Raw genomic sequence first — 16,986 nt, 5'->3', positions numbered from 1 at the left:
TTATTAATTTCTTAAAGGTTTACCTGTTTTGAGCATGTGTTGGATTCGTTCCAAAGTTTTCTTCTCGGTACACAACGAAAGGAATGCTTCACGCTCGATATCGAGCAAGTATTGCTCATCGACCAAAGTTGGTTCCGATAAATCACCACCTGCCATTACATAGGCTAATTTATTGGCAATTTTCTTATCATGTTCACTGATATAATGACTTGCTTCCATGGCATCGGTTCCAACCAAGAACATACCCAGAGCTTGCTTTCCAAGAACTTTAATGTCCTTTCTCTTGGGAGGTTGGGTATAACCCGCTTCGGCCATTAGTTTGGCATGTGCTTTGGCTATAGCTATTTGCCTATCCTTGTTTACGACAACAATATCTTTACCATGTTGCAGAATGCCCAAATCGTAGGCTTCATATGCGGAGGTCGAAACTTTGGCCATCCCTATGGTCAAGAAATATTCTTGCAAAACGTTCAGCTCCACGTCGTTTTTCTTAAAGGTGTCTTGCGCTCGAACGGCAAATTCTTTTGAACCTCCACCGCCTGGAATTACACCGACACCAAATTCTACCAAACCGATATAGGTTTCGGCCGTGGCAACAACTTTATCTGCATGCAATGAAAGTTCACACCCTCCTCCTAAACACATTCCGTGGGGGGCTGAGATTGTGGGAATTGAAGAATAACGCATGCGCATCATTGTGTCTTGGAACATTTTAACGGCTTGGTTCAGCTCATCGTATTCTTGTTCGACGGCCATCATGAATATCATGCCGATATTGGCACCAACAGAAAAGTTTGCAGCTTGGTTACCAACGACCAATCCCTGATAATCTTTTTCGGCTAGGTCAATGGCTTTGTTTAATCCAGCCAAAACATCGCCGCCAATGGTATTCATTTTGGACTGGAATTCCACATTCAGAATACCATCGCCCAAATCTTCGATTACGACACCACTATTTTTAAAGACTTCCTTTGATTTTCGAATATTATCCAAAATGATAAAGACATCCTGACCAGGAATTTTTTCCATGGATTTCTTTGGAATGTCATATGAGTAAGTCGCTCCTTCTTTCACGGAATAAAAAGAATTACTTCCGGAAGCCTGCATTTCGTTTACCCAGGCTGCAGCCTCTTGACCTTCTGCCTTTATGAATTCGAGACCTTTATCAAGACCGATGGCATCCCATATTTGAAAGGGGCCATGCTCCCAGCCAAAACCGGCCTTCATGGCATCGTCTATTTTATAGAGTTCATCCGTGATTTCGGGAATTCTATGGGATACGTAGGCAAATAATTGTCCAAAACTTTTTCGGTAGAATTCGCCCGCTTTATCTTTTCCATCGACCAACACCGGGAACCGATCAATGACTTTGTCAATTGTTTTGGTTAATTCCAAAGTGGCGAACTTGGCACTTTTTTTAGACCGATAAACCATCGAATCCAAATCCAAGGTCAAGATTTCCGTTTTGCCGGCCGCATCTTTTGATTTTTTATAGAACCCTTGTCCTGTTTTACTGCCCAACCATTTGTTTTCCATCATGGTGGAAATAAAATCCGGTAGCGCAAAAATTGCATGGCGCTCATCTTCTTTACAGTTCTCTGAAATTCCATTGGCCACATGAACCAAAGTATCCAATCCAACGACATCAACTGTTCTGAAGGTCGCTGATTTAGGTCGTCCTATCACTGGACCTGTCAATTTATCAACTTCCTCAACGGTCATGCCCATTTCCTTGACCATATGGAAAAGACTCTGGATGCTGAAAATTCCGATACGATTTCCGATGAAGGCAGGAGTGTCTTTGGCAATCACTGAAGTCTTTCCTAAGAACTGCTCACCGTATCCATTCAAAAATTCAAGTACTTCGGGGGAAGTTTTCGGACCTGGAATTATCTCGAACAATTTTAAGTAACGTGCGGGGTTAAAAAAATGTGTCCCACAGAAATGTTTTTGGAAATCTTCACTTCGCCCTTCGCTCATGAATTTGATAGGAATACCAGAAGTGTTGGAAGTAATCAAAGTACCTGGAGTTCTGTGCTTTTCGAGATTTTCGAAAACCATTTTCTTGATATCCAAACGTTCAACGACCACCTCGATGATCCAATCTACCTTTGAAACTTTTGCGATATCATCTTCTAGGTTTCCTGTCGTAATCCGTGAGGCGAATTTTTGATGGTAAATAGGGGAGGGCTTTGATTTCAAGGCCACTGCCAAAGCATCATTGACCAATCGATTTCTTACGATTTTATCTTCAAGAGTCAGGCCCTTTGCTTTTTCTTTATCATTAAGTTCTCGGGGAACAATGTCAAGTAGCAGCACTTCGACCCCGATATTGGCAAAATGGCAGGCAATACCGCTACCCATGATTCCCGAACCGATGACCGCTACCTTTTTAATATGCTTGTTCATGTGATAATCTAGGTTTAATTCGTTGTTGTATCCTTGGTAAAAATGCTTTTTTCAGCTATCAATTGATTGATGGTCTCCATGACCTCAAAATAGCAATCCAGTTTCTCCTGTGAAACATTGGCCCGCACCGTTTCGTTAAATTGAAGTACGGCGTCCTTTGAGTCCTTGCGCTTTTCAAGTCCGAAATCGGTCAAGTGGATCAAAACACCTCTACCATCCTTCGGATTGGGTCTGCGTTCTATCAAGCCCAACTCTTCCATCCTTTTTAAAATTCGAGAGAGGCTTGTGGCCTCCATGCCCATTTTCGGACCCAACATCGTTGAAGGTGTTCCTGTTTTTGGATCGATGCTTAACAGCGTAAAACCAACCGCCATGGTTGAATCGAACTTCTTCGCCTCTTCGTTGTACATTCGGGCTACGGCCTGCCAAGTGGCACGTAGCGCGTAATCAATTGTTACCTCTTTCATAGGGTTGGTTGTGGGTTACCAAATATATAAAAATTTATTATGCATGCATAATAAATGTAATAAAAATGTGAATGCTTTTTAGGAATAAGAGGAATACATGAAATTAAGGATTGATTTCCCTACGTTTTTTAATCTCTACACTGAACATCGAGGAAAAATAAAGTGGAATCATCGAAAGAGGCCCTATTACGGTAGGAATTAAATAGACTAATATTGAATCTTTGTCATGAGAAATTTGATACAGGACTACGCCCAACATTAAACACATTGCAACTAACCCCAAAATTCCAATACCCAATAAAATTCTATTGTATTTCTTTAATCGTTTTGTCGAGTATTTTTCAAAAGCCATAGTATAACGATATTGAATTTGGGGGTTAGGCTAGTAAGTCCTCAATGTTCGTAAATTTCATCGTAAAGTTTTATATATTTTTCCTTAATAATCTTGCGCCGAAGCTTCATTGTAGGAGTAAGGTGGCCGTCATTGATACTCCAGATGTCAGGGGTCAATCGAAAAGCTTTTACCTTTTCCCATTTAGCGAATTTTTCATTGGCCATATCTACCTCCTCCTGATAACGGGCGAGCACTTTTTCATTTAGAACGATATCGGAGTTTGCCGGAATTGTAATCTTGTGGCGTTGCGCCCATTCATGCAAAAATTCGAAATCGGGTTGGATCAGGGCGGCGGGCATTTTTTCACCCTCACCGACAACCATCACCTGTTCGATGAATCTGGATTGCTTTAAACGGTTTTCCAATAATTGGGGTGCGACATATTTACCGCCCGAGGTCTTGAACATTTCCTTTTTTCGGTCGGTTATTTTAAGGAATCCGTCCGTGTCGATTTCGCCAATATCCCCTGTGTGAAAATAACCGTCTTTTAACACTTCAACCGTTTTTTCAGGATCTTTATAATACCCGATCATGACTTGCGGCCCCTTTACACAAATCTCACCGTCATCAGCAATCTTTACTTCCGTACGATCAAGTAATTTGCCCACAGTGCCGATTCTGAATCCACCGTTGCGCATATCGTTGACCGAAACCACGGGAGAGGTTTCCGTAAGTCCGTATCCTTCCATAACCCCAAACTCAGCGGCGTTGAAAATACGTGCCAATCTAGGCTGTAGGGCGGCGCTTCCCGAAGATATTACCGATAGATTTCCACCCAAACCTTCTTTCCATTTACTGAAAATCAATTTTCTGGCCAGTGCCAATTTTCTTTCATACCACCAACCGTTTTGTTCATATGGTTCATATTTTAGACCGATATCAACAGCCCAGAAAAATAATTTTTTCTTGATACCTGTCAAGTCCGCCCCTTTGGCCAGAATCTTATCATATACTTTTTCAAGCAGCCGCGGTACCGCTGTCATAACATGCGGTTCTACTTCTTTGATATATTCGCTTATTTGATCAATGGGTGCAAAATAAACGGTAACCCCTGCATATTGATACAAATAAATCATCATGCGCTCATAGATATGACAAATGGGCAAAAAGCTTAAGCACTTTACTTTGCCATATTCGATGGGCAACCTTTTGGAGCTTTCCAAGGCGTTGCTCACCACGTTATCATGGGATAACATGACCCCTTTAGGTCTTCCGGTAGTACCTGAAGTATATATTAAAGTTGCCAAATCTTCCGACTTTACTGCATCCTTTAATTTCTCGACTTCATTTTGATTTGAGTCATCGGCTCCCAGTTCCAAAACCTCGGACCAATTTTTACAATCCGTAAGGGTATCAAAAGAATATACTTCTTTCAGGTTTGGGGCTTGATTTTCAATAGCCTTTACCTTGTCAAATACTTCTTGACAGGAAACAAAGCAATAAGTAGCTTCAGAATGGTTTAGCACATAGGCATAATCCTCTTCGGAAATCGTTGGATATATAGGTACGTTTTGTGCACCCAACTGTAAAATACCAATGTCCATGATATTCCATTCTGTGCGATTGCTCATTGAAATCAAGGCTATCTTGTCATTGGGTTTGACCCCCAAACGTAGCAATGCCCTACTGATAGTATTGGCCTTATCGACATATTCTTGTGTCGATGTGGCGACCCATTTTCCGTTGTATTTAGTTACGAGGGATTTTTCTAGCGGAAAGTTATCCAACTGGTAATATGGAAAATCGAAAAGGCGGGTGATATTTTGCATAGTTAGTTTCGAATTGGTAACTGCAAAATAGGGAAAGAACACGGTATTTTAAAGTCAGAATGTTAAAATACTTTGTTAATTGTTGTGAAATAGTCAATATGACGTATGAAAAGATATCTATGTATTTGCCTTAGATAAATTAAATATGTCTTTGTGTAGTGTAATATGGTTTCAACCATTAACTTTCTCCACCCACTTTCTAGCATTCACAAAAGCTTCCAACCACGGAGAAACTTCATCGTTTCTATCGGAAGGGTAGTGCGCCCAGTTCCAAGGAAAAGTTGAACGTTCGATATGTGGCATGGTGACTAGATGCCTTCCGGTGGAATCACAAAGCATGGCGGTATTGAAATCACTTCCATTCGGATTCGCGGGATATCCTTCATAGCCATATTTCGCAACGATATCATAATTTTCTTCGGTTAGTGGAAGGCTGAACTTGCCCTCGCCATGGGAGATCCAGACGCCCAAGGTACTGCCTGCCAAACTGGAAAGCATCACGGAATTGTTTTTTTGGATTTTCACGGAAGTAAAGTTGCTCTCGTGCTTGTGCGAATCGTTATAGGTCATTTTTCCGTGCTGTTCGCCGTGCTCTGGATTTATCGATCCAGTTCCATGAACAATTGACAACCGTTACAGATGCCGACGGATAAAGTATCGGGTCGCGCAAAGAAATCTTTAATTACCTTGTTCGCCCTTTCATTGTACTTGATGGCCCCCGCCCAGCCCTTGGCACTTCCCAGCACATCCGAATTGGAGAATCCGCCCACGGCACCTAAGAATTGAATTTCTTCCAAGGTTTCACGGCCGGAAATCAAATCGGTCATGTGCACATCTTTCACATCAAATCCCGCCAAGTACATGGCGTTCGCCATTTCGCGTTCGGAATTACTTCCTTTTTCACGGAGGATGGCTGCTTTGGGTCTGTCATTGCGAGAAGCGAAGCCTGCACGGCTTTGCGACGCGGCAATCTGTTGATTCATGGCAGATTGCCCGTTGGAAGTTCTCAACTCCGATTCAACAGATTGCCGCGCTGCGCTCGCAATTTCGTCAGGAAATACATACCGCAAAGGTTGCTCCTTATAATTCTCAAACCGCACTTTCGCCAAACTATTTGCGGTTTGCTTGTTATCCAGCAAATAAGAAGTCTTAAACCAAGTATCTCGTAGCGAGGAAATATTCAGTCCCATTTCCATACCGCCATTCTTAATGATCAGTTCGGATTTGGAAACCACTTTTCCAATTCTTTTGAATTGGATTTTTTGGTCTAATAATGTTTTTTCTAAGTGTTGACCTGAGTCAGCATGCACTTGAAAAACGATGCCTGCATTCTCGGAAAACAACAATTTAATCGTGTCGGACTCTCCCAAATCGGAAAGGTCTAAATCGGCGCCTAAATTCATATCCGCGAAGCACAATTCCAACAAGGTGGTAATCAATCCTCCGGATGCAACATCGTGACCAACAATAATTTGATTTTCATTAATTAAAGTTTGAATTGAATTGAATACTTTTTTGAAATAAGCACCGTCATTTATCGTTGGTGCTTCACTTCCGACGGCATTTAAGACCTGTCCGAAAGAAGAACCACCTAACTTGTACGCATCTTTTGACAGGTTGATGTAGTAAATATTTCCGCCACCTTTTTGCAGGACGGGCTCAACTACGTTGGTAATGTCATTACAGTTTCCGGCAGCGGAAATGATGACCGTACCGGGACTGATTACGTCCCCGTCTTTGTATTTTTGTTTCATGGAAAGGGAATCCTTTCCAGTAGGTACGTTGATGCCCAATTCGATAGCAAAATCGGAAACGGCCCGTACCGCTTCATACAATCTTGCATCTTCACCTTCATTCTTGCAAGGCCACATCCAGTTGGCGGAAAGGGAAACGGATTTCAGTCCGTCCTTCAGTGGTGCCCAAATGATATTGGTCAAGGCCTCGGCGATACTATTTTTACTACCAGCGGATGGGTCAATGAGTCCAGAAATGGGGGAGTGGCCAATAGAAGTGGCGATACCCTCTTTTCCTTTAAAATCCAGCGCCATTACGCCTACGTTGTTCAACGGCAATTGTAACGGACCCACACATTGTTGTTTCGCGACACGCCCGCCCACACAGCGATCCACTTTGTTGGTCAGCCAATCCTTGCAGGCAACGGCTTCCAATTGCAAAACTTGTTCTAAATAATCATGGAAGAATTCCAACGAATAGTTAGCATCTTCATAAGTTCTTTTGACGGTTTTGTCGGTCAATATGGTTTTTGGAGAACTTCCGAAAATATCGGAAAGGTTAACATCCATAGGTTTTTCACCAGTGGTTTTCGATTCGAAGGTAAAACGGTCATCGCCGGTTACAACTCCGACCTCATACATGGGTGAGCGTTCCCGTTCTGCGATTCTACCCAACAGCGCGGCATCGTCTTTTCCGATGACCAAGCCCATACGTTCTTGCGATTCATTGCCGATGATTTCCTTGGCGGATAGCGTAGGGTCTCCAATGGGAAGTTTATCCAAATCGATTTTCCCCCGATTTCTTCCACCAGTTCCGAAAGGCAGTTGAGATGTCCGCCAGCACCGTGGTCATGAATAGAAACAATGGAATTTTTATCACTCTCTACCATACCACGAATCGCATTGGCGGCCCTTTTCTGCATCTCGGGATTCGAACGTTGTACCGCGTTTAATTCGATGGCAGAACTGAATTCGCCCGTGTCGGCACTGGAAACGGCTGCGCCGCCCATTCCGATGCGGTAGTTGTCACCACCTAAGATGATGATTTTATCTCCTGTTTCCGGCCTATCCTTTAAGGCTTGGTCCGCTTTGGCATAGCCAATGCCTCCGGCCTGCATGATTACTTTGTCGTAGGCGAGTCGCCTAGGCATCTCGACTTCGCTAGATGTGACAGTTTCTTGATGTTCAAAGTCAATACCGATCCAGCAATCAATGGCTGCCCAAATTTGTTACCAAAGTCCGATGCTCCGTTGGATGCTTTGATCAAAATATCCATAGGGGTTTGGTAAAGCCATTCGCGTGCCGGCATTCCGTTCTCCCAAGGTCTTTCAGCTTCCAACCTTGAATAGGCCGTCATGTATACCGCTGTTCCAGCCAAGGGTAATGAACCTTTTCCACCTGCTAATCTATCTCGTATTTCTCCCCCTGAACCTGTGGCAGCACCATTGAAGGGTTCTACCGTGGTGGGGAAGTTATGGGTTTCCGCTTTTAGGGAAATCACGGAATCAAATTCTTCCTCTTGATAAAAATCAGGTTTGTCCGCCGTCTTTGGGGAAAATTGCACCACCTTAGGACCTTTTACAAAAGCGACATTATCTTTATAGGCCGAAACAATATCGTTCGGATTTTCTTGCGATGTTTTCTTTATAAGTTTAAACAGTGAAGTGGATTTTTCTTCCCCGTCAATAATAAAGGTGCCATTGAAAATTTTATGACGACAGTGTTCCGAATTCACCTGACTAAAACCGAAGACTTCAGAATCGGTCAGTTTTCTTCCTATTTTTTTGGACAAATCTTGTAAGTATTCAACTTCATCGTCGCTCAATGCCAAGCCTTCCTTTTGGTTGTAGGCGGCGATGTTCTCGATTTCCAAAATGGGTTCGGGTACCACGTCCACCTTAAAAATATCCTGTCCCAATCCGCTGAATTTTTGGGAGAGCATCGGGTCGAAATCCGTAAAATATTTATCGACAGCCTGAAATTCCTCTATTCTGATTATCCCCGAAACACCCATGTTTTGGGTAATTTCAGTTGCATTTGTGCTCCATGGCGTAATCATCGCTGCACGCGGCCCAATAAAAAAAGGCGTCCAATGACGCCACATTTATTTTGGATCGGTTGCCGAACAACCAAGTTAATTTATTTATGTCTTCTTGAGAAAGTGCTGCCGTTGTCTGAACCGCAAAAACTTTGTGAACTGCATCCCCGAAAAAGTGAATCATTTATACAATGAATTGTTAGGTTTGAGAAAGTGCAAATTTACAGCTTTTTCCATGAAGATTTTCCGAGAATAGTTAACAGTTTTGAACGACGATTGTTAATTAATCGCGTTCATTTTAGTATCTTTTCTACCTTAAAATCCAACCTTATGAAAACCGTTAGAATTCTAGTTATGGCCACTTGTATGTTCTTTTGTATTACATCGGTGAACGCCCAAAAAAAATATTCCAAAAGACAAATTGAAAAATTAAAGACCGAAGCTAATTCGTTAATCGAAGCCGATACCAAAAACCTTCAGGTCATGGTCGATAAGGTTTTTAGTTTTGCGGAATTGGGATTTCAGGAAATCGAATCCTCAAAGTATTTGACAGGAATCCTTGAAGAAAACGGATTTGCTATCGAAAATTCCATTTCCGGAATTCCCACGGCTTGGTTCGCGAAATGGAGCAATGGCGAAGGCCCCGTTATCGCTTTGGGAAGTGATGTGGACTGTATTCCCAAGGCATCACAACATCCAGGAGTAGCTTATCACAAACCTATTGTCGAAGGTGCTCCGGGCCATGGAGAAGGCCACAATGCCGGCATACCGATGAATATTTCGGCGGCGCTCGCCGTCAAAAAGATTATGGAGCGTGAGAACATTTCCGGTACACTATTGGTTTGGCCGGGTATTGCGGAAGAACTGCTTGGGGCAAAAGCGTGGTACGTGCGTGACGGACTCTTCGACAACATCGATATGTGTATTTTCACGCATGTCAGCAGTAATTTGAGTGTTTCCTATGGCCCAACCCGTGGAACAGGATTGATATCTGTGGAATATTCCTTTGAGGGAGAATCGGCCCATTCCGCAGGTGCCCCATGGCGTGGCAAAAGCGCCTTGGATGCTGCCGAGTTGATGAATATCGCATGGAACTACAAGCGCGAACATTTACATCCGTTGCGTCGTTCGCACTCCATTTTTACCGATGCCGGGGACCAACCGAACGTTGTTCCCTCAAAAGCTTCTATTTGGTTTTATTTCCGTGACATCAAATATGACGGCATTATGGAAATGTACCATGAGGCCAATGATGTCGCCAAGGGTGCTGCGTTGATGACGGGCACCACGATGAAATCCAAAATTCTGGGTGCCGCATGGCCGAGACACTACAATAAGGTCATCGCCGAAACCATGTATGAAAATATCAAAAAAGTAGGATTGCCCAAATGGTCGGAAGAAGATCAAGCCTTGGCGAAAGCCGTTCAGACGGAAGTGAAAGCCAAAGAAATCAAAGGGTTGGATACCGAACTTTCTCCTTTAGGCCTGCCTGTCATAGAACCCATCAGTGGCGGTTCCGATGATATCGGCGATATTTCTTGGAAAACCCCAACGGTTACGATGCGTTTCCCATCCAATATTCCCGGACTACAAGGTCACCATTGGAGCAATGCGATTGCCATGGCAACCCCAATTGCCCATAAAGGTGTGGTAGCAGGGGCAAAGGCTGAGGCGATGACCATTTTGGACTTTCTTTTAAAACCCGAACTTTTAAAAGGGGCGTGGGATTATTTTAAAAACGAACAGACCAAGGAAACGAAGTTCATTCCCATGATTTCCGAAGCGGATAAACCACCGATTTACTTAAATGCGGACAAGCAAGGCGAGTTTCGTGATGGACTGGAAAAATTCTATTACGATGAGACGAAATTCGATTCTTATTTGGAGCAGTTGGGGGTAGAGTACCCGACTTTGAAGGAAAAATAATTCTACTTTTTTAGAGTAACGGTTTCCCTCCTTGATAGGATGGACACTGTTATGTATAGTTTTATGCTCTTTCCAACAACGCCATATAAAACCCATCGAACCCACTTTTAGAAGCATAAATCTTTTTTTCCTTGGCCAAGGTAAATTCCTTACCCTCTTCCGAAGCCAAAAACGATTTTACTTGGTCATTGTTTTCTTGAGGAAGGATAGAGCAGGTCGCATAGACCATTTTACCGCCCGCCTTTACAATTTTGCTATAGTTGCGAAGAATTTCTTGCTGGGTTTTGGTAATCTTTTCTAAAAAATCCGGTTGAAGTTTCCATTTCGTATCCGGGTTCCTTCGGATGACTCCGAGTCCTGTGCACGGGGCATCGATCAAAACCCTGTCGGCGCTTCCATACAATTTTTTAAAGACTTTAGTGGAATCGATTTCCCGAGGTTCTATGTTATGCGCGCCATTTCTTCTCGCACGGCGTTTCAGTTCTTTCAATTTGCTGCCGTAGATGTCCATGGCGATCAATTGTCCTTTGTTTTCCATAAGGGCGGCCAAATGCAATGATTTTCCCCGGCACCTGCACAAGTGTCCACAACCCGTTGTCCCGGTTTTACATCCAATAGTTCGGCGACCAATTGCGAGGAAGCATCCTGTACCTCAAAAAATCCGTTTTTAAAAGCTTCGGTTACGAATACATTCGCACGTTCGGGAAGTCGCAATGACAACGGATATCCTTTAATCGGTTCCGTAACAATACCTTCGTCCAAAAGTGCCTTGCGCAGTTTTTCTTTGGTCGTTTTTAAAGTATTCGTTCTTAAGATGACTTCTGCTTGTTGATTGAGCGCGGCACTTTCGGCGTTCCATAATTTTTCGCCCAACGCTTTTTCACAAATTTCGTCGATCCAATCGGGAAAGGACTCGCGGTACTTCCTGATTTTCGAAAGTTCGTCGAATTTTCCTTTGATCCGGCGTTCGGGGGTGGGTTCGATTTGTTTCCAATCCGGTAACGGAATTCCCTTTAAAACGGCCCATACGGCCCAAATACGGAACAAATCTTCACGGCGATAGGGCGCGCGTACGTCCGCAATCTCCGTATACAATCTTTTGTAACGTACCATTTCATAGGTAGTTTCAGCAATAAACCCTCGATCTCGAGATCCCCAGCGTTTATCGTATTTCAAAACTTTTTGTACCACCTTGTCGGCATATTCGCCTTCATTGAATATTAAATTCAGGGCGTCGATTACGGCGAATACCAAGTTTCTATGAAGCTTCATTTCTGAAAATTATGGCTGCAAAGGTATTGTTTTAGAAGGGATTCCCTTTATTTTTGAGAAACTTTATCTCAATGCGGTATTTATATTTCTTATTGGTTTCCATGCTATTTTTTTCTTGTTCGGAGACCGAGAAACAAACCCCTTTACATCTGTTGACGTAGAAACTATTTATGAGGATTCATTAAGTATTCGGGCGATTGAAATCATGTGGAACAGTGTGGCCTTTGCAGCCAATAATGGCACATTTGGGTCCATCGATCTAAGTTCAGGTAAAGTGCGTACCAATATTCAGAGGTACGATACTATTATGCCCGAGTTTCGGGCAGTGGCGCATAATGCGACAGATTTCTTCATGCTTTCCGTCGCCAATCCCGCTTTACTTTATAAAACCGGGGAAGATGGTAAAATGGATTTGGTTTATAAGGAAGAGGATGATAGCGTTTTTTATGATGCCATGATCTTTTGGAACAATAGGGAGGGAATTGCCGTCGGCGATGCAATGAACGGGTGTATTTCAATCGTTATTACGCGAGATGGGGGGCACCACTGGACCAAACTTTCGTGCGACGACCTACCGGAAGCATTTGAAGGTGAAGGTGCCTTTGCCGCAAGTAACACGAATATTGAAATAGTAGGCGATAAAACTTGGGTCGCTACTACCAGCGGACGCATTTATTTTTCTCCAGATAAGGGAAAGACTTGGGAAGTCTATCAAACGCCGATTGTAAATGCGGAACCTACTCAGGGTATCTATTCCATGGACTTCTGGGATGAGAAGCTGGGAATCGCCATGGGAGGTGATTATACGAATCCGGAAAACAACTCGGCCAACAAGGCAATTACTACGGATGGTGGAAAAACTTGGAAGCTAGTTGCCGACGGTCAAGAACCCGATTATAAAAGTTGCGTACAGTTCGTGCCGAATTCTGACGGCAAAGAAATTGTAGCCATGGGTTTTACAGGAATTTCGTATTCGAACGATACGGGCGAAACTTGGAAGAAGTTATCCGAAGAAGGGTTTTACACGCTTCGATTTTTCAATGATTCTATCGCCTATGCAGCTGGAAAGAACCGGATTTCGAAATTGACTTTTAGGTAATTTGAACTGTCACATCGGGCCTATCTTGCCGGCAGGCTCGATGTGACAGTACTACTTTAAATGTTCACGACCACAAACCCTCGACCATTCTTTTTGTACCAAATACCCTTGTATTTATACAATTTTCGGCCATTGATGTAAACGACTTTATTGCCGCGTGGCAAATGCCGCACTTTAATACCGACGGGTGGTCGGACAGCAATATATTTTCTTCCTCTTTTGATATACCAATTTCCGTTTCTGAAATGGTACTTTTTGCCTTTGTGGATAAATACCTTCGAAGGATGGCTTTTGACCACCATTACGTTTTCAAGGGAAACTTTTTCAACAGAGCTATTGGCGTTGGCGGAACCTAATGTTCCGAAAAGAGCCAATGCGATAAACATAACTTTAAAATTTTTCATAGCTTTTAATTTTATGGGTTATATCTTTTTGACTTTTAAACAAAGAGATGGTTTAATAAAAAAAGAGGCCATTTGGCCTCTTTTTTAGTCTTTCATCGAAAATGATTTATCGAAATCCACCACCACCTCGTTTTTGACGGTATTGTTTTATCAATTGCCGTTTGAATTCTTCCTCCGAACGCAATAATAAAAGCGTTTTTTTGGCCGATATGACTTCGGTAATATTCTCGATAAACGCTTTGTCCAACTCTTCTTCTTCTTCTTCGAAACTGAGGTATTGTTTCAATAATTGGGCGGCTTCTTTTTCGGAGAGATTTTCAGATTCCTTTATTTTATTACGTATTTGCCTACGTTCTTTTTGGCGCAACGCCTCCCTTTTTCTTCGTACTCGTTGTAGATCGGCCAAAAAGTTTGTGCCTCTTTAGTACTTAGGTCCAAACGTTCCGTAATAAAGGCAATTTTCAAAGATTTTATCTTATCCTTGTCAGGGCGATTTTGCCCGAAGGACAGGGTAACAGCCAACAGCGGTACCATCAGCATTATTTTTTTTAGATTATTCATCGTCTTCAAGATTTAACGCTTCAAAGTCATCTATGTTTTCGTCAAGATACTCCAACATGTTTTCTTCCGCGAAGCGATTTTCCAAAACATCGTTTATTTCAAGTTCATCAACGGGTATGACTTCCGCAATTTCATAGGTGCTCAAATCGAATTCATTATTCTCGAAATAGGTTTCAATATCGGAAGCGGCCAAATCGTCAAAAGTGAGAGCTTCCGCAGTATTCCAATTTAACCCGAGAACGACCAAAACAATGGCTGCAATCGATGCCGCCGCATAATAATATTTTTTATACGGATTTAGTCGGATAACTTTAGTTTCCTCCGCATCCATCTTTTTCAGGATGTTCTCGTGCAACGATTCAAAATAGTTTTCGGGAACGACAAAACCTTCCTCCTTAGGAATAACGGATTTTCCTTCGGAAAGCCTATCCATCAACCTATCATTAAAACCTTCGAAGTATTCTTCAGGGGTTTTAAAAGGATTTTTTTGTTCAATTCGTTCATCACTTTGATTTGACTATCAAATGGTTAAAAGGTTTAATCCTCCTTTAAAAATGATTCTATCTTTTTTACGGCCAAATGGTACGATGCTTTCAATCCACCTACCGAGGTTTCGAGAATTTTCGAAATTTCCTCATATTTCAATTCTTGAAAATATTTCATGTTGAACACCAGTTTTTGTTTTTCCGGTAAGGTTGCGATTGCTTTTTGAAGTTTCAATTGTATTTCGTCTCCCTCAAAGTATACATCCGATTGCAGATTATTTATCATGCTGTCTTGAAGTTCACTATTTTCTATTCCCGATTTTTTTGATTTAACCTTTAAAAAACTCAGGGCCTCATTGGTCGCGATACGGTACATCCAAGAATAGAGTTTGCTATCGCCTTTGAATCCGTCGATATTTTTGTAGACTTTGATGAAGGTATTTTGTAGCACATCATCGGTATCGTCATGGTCCAATACAATCCTACGGATATGCCAATACAATCGTTGTTTATAGGTATCGACCAACACCTCAAAGGCTTGAGACTGGGTATCCTTTGATTGTAACTGATTCACTAAAGTTTCCTCTCCTAACAATGATCCTCGGACTTAAGTTCTTGGGTTTGACAGTAAAGTTAAGGAAAGGTTTAGTCTTCGTCTTTGCGAGAAGCCAAATAAAAATTCCAAGAAAGGAGAATGGTCGTGGCGATGAAGCAATCTTTTGAATCTGATGCCAAGGTCCAAAAGTTTGCTTTGTCACATTAAAATTTTAAGGAAACTTAAAAAATTCGGAACGCTCCTGGCAAAGACTGTTGCGTTAACCCAACGACTGCATCTCTACCAACTTCTTGTACGTACCGTTTTTGGCCAAAAGCTCATCATGCGTTCCTTGCTCAACGATTTCGCCTTTTTGGAGTACGACGATGTTGTTTGCTTTTTGAATGGTCGATAAACGATGTGCAATAACGATAGAAGTTCTGTTTCGCATCATTTTTTCCAACGCATCTTGTACCAAGCGCTCGCTTTCGGTATCTAGAGCGGATGTCGCCTCGTCCAAAATCATGATCGGGGGATTCTTTAAAACGGCCCGCGCAATCGATAAACGCTGTTTTTGTCCGCCACTCAATTTGTTTCCGCTGTCGCCAATGTTGGTATCGTAGCTTTCGGGAAGGTCAACAATGAATTCATGGGCATTGGCGATTTTTGCAGCTTCGATGATTTCTGCTTCGGATGCATTTTCTTTTCCGAGGGAAATATTCTTGGCCACGGTATCATTGAAAAGTATGGAATCTTGCGTGACTAGCCCCATTAAATTCCGAAGAGATTTTTTGGTCAGGTCTTTGATATCGGTGCCATCGATATTGATTTCGCCTTCGTTGACGTCGTAAAAACGCGTTACGAGGTTGGCAATAGTACTTTTACCGCTTCCCGACTGGCCTACCAATGCAACAGTATCGCCTTTGGGAACTGTTAGGTCAAAGTTTTTCAGTACATATTCATCTTCATACTTGAAGGAAATGTTTTTTAATTCTATTCCTGAATCGAAACTTGTTTTTTCAATCGCATTCCCTTTATCGATAATGGGGTTTTCAGTTTCCAGAATCTCCAAAACCCGTTCGGCGGCGGCATTACCTTTTTTAACGCCGTATGATGCTTTACTGATTGATTTTGCAGGAGTCAATATATTATAGGCTAGACCCATATATGCGATAAAAGAGGCGGCATCCAAGGTCTCTTCGACCAAGACCATTTTTCCTCCGAACCATAACAATACGCCTATAACCAGAATGCCTAAAAATTCACCAGTGGGTGACGCCAGGTTTTGGCGGTTCAACAATTTGTTGCTAAAATCGAAAAACCGATTGGTCGATGCACTAAAGGTTTTATAAAATCGAGATTCAGAATTAAAGGCTTTAATTACCCGAAGTCCACCCAAGGTTTCCTCGACGATGGATAAAAATTCACCCTGCTCGCGCTGTACGTTGTCGGATTGTTTTTTTAGGGATTTGCCAATCCAAGAAATGATGGCTCCCGCAATGGGAATGAAAATAAAAACGAAGAGGGTCAACTTGCCACTGATACTGAACATGACCAGAATCGTAAAAAGAATGGTCAAGGGTTCGCGAACGATAAGCTCAAGAATGGACAGAAAGGAATGTTGAATTTCCAAAACATCCGAAGTAATACGTGCGATCACATCGCCCTTTCTTTTTTCGGAATAATAGGAAATCGGCAGATCGGTTATTTTTTGGTACATGGCATTGCGGATATCCTTCAAAACACCGTTTCGAAGGAAGGTGATAAAGTACATCGCCAAATAATTGAATAGATTTTTGAGCAAAAAGAGAATGAGTACAAGGCCGATGACCAAAACCAGTCCCTTCATCTTGTCGCTGCCAGCATACAACGTTACCTGATATCCGAGAGAGTC

At 42.4% G+C, this 16,986-nt stretch carries 11 protein-coding genes and 2 pseudogenes; 2 read left to right on the top strand and 11 right to left on the bottom strand.

The window, feature by feature from the left end; genetic code table 11:
- Positions 1-3: 3 nt before the first annotated feature.
- From N8A86_RS00515 to purL, 4 genes and pseudogenes are all read right to left on the bottom strand, one after another.
- Positions 4-2,409, bottom strand: a complete 2,406-nt coding sequence (locus N8A86_RS00515; RefSeq protein WP_273567281.1) for a 3-hydroxyacyl-CoA dehydrogenase/enoyl-CoA hydratase family protein — start codon at positions 2,407-2,409, stop codon at positions 4-6.
- A gap of 14 nt (positions 2,410-2,423) precedes the next feature.
- The gene (locus N8A86_RS00510; protein WP_273567280.1) at positions 2,424-2,876 is read right to left on the bottom strand and encodes a MarR family winged helix-turn-helix transcriptional regulator; all 453 of its coding nucleotides are present in this window, start codon (positions 2,874-2,876) and stop codon (positions 2,424-2,426) included.
- 393 nt (positions 2,877-3,269) lie between these two features.
- On the bottom strand, positions 3,270-5,039 hold the full coding sequence (locus tag N8A86_RS00505) for an AMP-dependent synthetase/ligase (RefSeq protein ID WP_273567279.1): 1,770 nt from the start codon (positions 5,037-5,039) through the stop codon (positions 3,270-3,272).
- A gap of 171 nt (positions 5,040-5,210) precedes the next feature.
- Positions 5,211-8,994: pseudogene (purL, locus tag N8A86_RS00500) on the bottom strand (phosphoribosylformylglycinamidine synthase).
- Positions 8,995-9,140: 146 nt separating this feature from the next.
- Here purL and N8A86_RS00495 point away from each other — a divergent pair.
- On the top strand, positions 9,141-10,736 hold the full coding sequence (locus N8A86_RS00495; protein ID WP_273567278.1) for an amidohydrolase: 1,596 nt from the start codon (positions 9,141-9,143) through the stop codon (positions 10,734-10,736).
- A 61-nt stretch (positions 10,737-10,797) separates the two neighbouring features.
- Here N8A86_RS00495 and N8A86_RS00490 read toward each other — a convergent pair.
- Positions 10,798-12,008: pseudogene (locus tag N8A86_RS00490) on the bottom strand (RsmB/NOP family class I SAM-dependent RNA methyltransferase).
- A gap of 115 nt (positions 12,009-12,123) precedes the next feature.
- Between N8A86_RS00490 and N8A86_RS00485 the strand changes: the two are divergent.
- Positions 12,124-13,107 (top strand): WD40/YVTN/BNR-like repeat-containing protein, encoded by a 984-nt coding sequence (locus N8A86_RS00485; RefSeq protein WP_273567277.1) that lies wholly within the window; start codon positions 12,124-12,126, stop codon positions 13,105-13,107.
- 56 nt (positions 13,108-13,163) lie between these two features.
- On the opposite strand, the gene N8A86_RS00480 is transcribed toward N8A86_RS00485, so the two are convergent.
- The 6 genes from N8A86_RS00480 to N8A86_RS00455 all read right to left on the bottom strand — a co-directional run bounded on the left by N8A86_RS00480 (position 13,164) and on the right by N8A86_RS00455 (position 16,941).
- On the bottom strand, positions 13,164-13,511 hold the full coding sequence (locus N8A86_RS00480; RefSeq protein WP_273567276.1) for a DUF6515 family protein: 348 nt from the start codon (positions 13,509-13,511) through the stop codon (positions 13,164-13,166).
- Positions 13,512-13,617: 106 nt separating this feature from the next.
- On the bottom strand, positions 13,618-13,878 hold the full coding sequence (locus tag N8A86_RS00475; RefSeq protein ID WP_273567275.1) for a hypothetical protein: 261 nt from the start codon (positions 13,876-13,878) through the stop codon (positions 13,618-13,620).
- Complete coding sequence (locus N8A86_RS00470) at positions 13,839-14,072, bottom strand: hypothetical protein (RefSeq protein WP_273567274.1); 234 nt, start codon at positions 14,070-14,072, stop codon at positions 13,839-13,841. The genes N8A86_RS00475 and N8A86_RS00470 overlap by 40 nt, the downstream gene beginning before the upstream one ends.
- A complete protein-coding gene (locus N8A86_RS00465) occupies positions 14,065-14,505 on the bottom strand; it encodes a hypothetical protein (protein ID WP_273567273.1) in 441 nt (146 codons plus the stop codon). Before N8A86_RS00465 ends, N8A86_RS00470 begins: the two co-directional genes overlap by 8 nt.
- A 104-nt stretch (positions 14,506-14,609) precedes the next feature.
- The gene (locus N8A86_RS00460) at positions 14,610-15,152 is read right to left on the bottom strand and encodes an RNA polymerase sigma factor (RefSeq protein ID WP_273567272.1); all 543 of its coding nucleotides are present in this window, start codon (positions 15,150-15,152) and stop codon (positions 14,610-14,612) included.
- Positions 15,153-15,372: 220 nt separating this feature from the next.
- Positions 15,373-16,941: an ABC transporter ATP-binding protein gene (locus N8A86_RS00455; RefSeq protein WP_430682190.1), complete on the bottom strand. Its 1,569-nt coding sequence runs from the start codon at positions 16,939-16,941 to the stop codon at positions 15,373-15,375.
- Positions 16,942-16,986: the final 45 nt, after the last annotated feature.

It is taken from the genome of Maribacter halichondriae, assembly GCF_027474825.1.
GTDB classification, from domain to species: domain Bacteria; phylum Bacteroidota; class Bacteroidia; order Flavobacteriales; family Flavobacteriaceae; genus Meishania; species Meishania halichondriae.
Note: the sequence above shows the minus strand (reverse complement) of the source record. Positions and strands in the feature narration are given on the sequence as shown.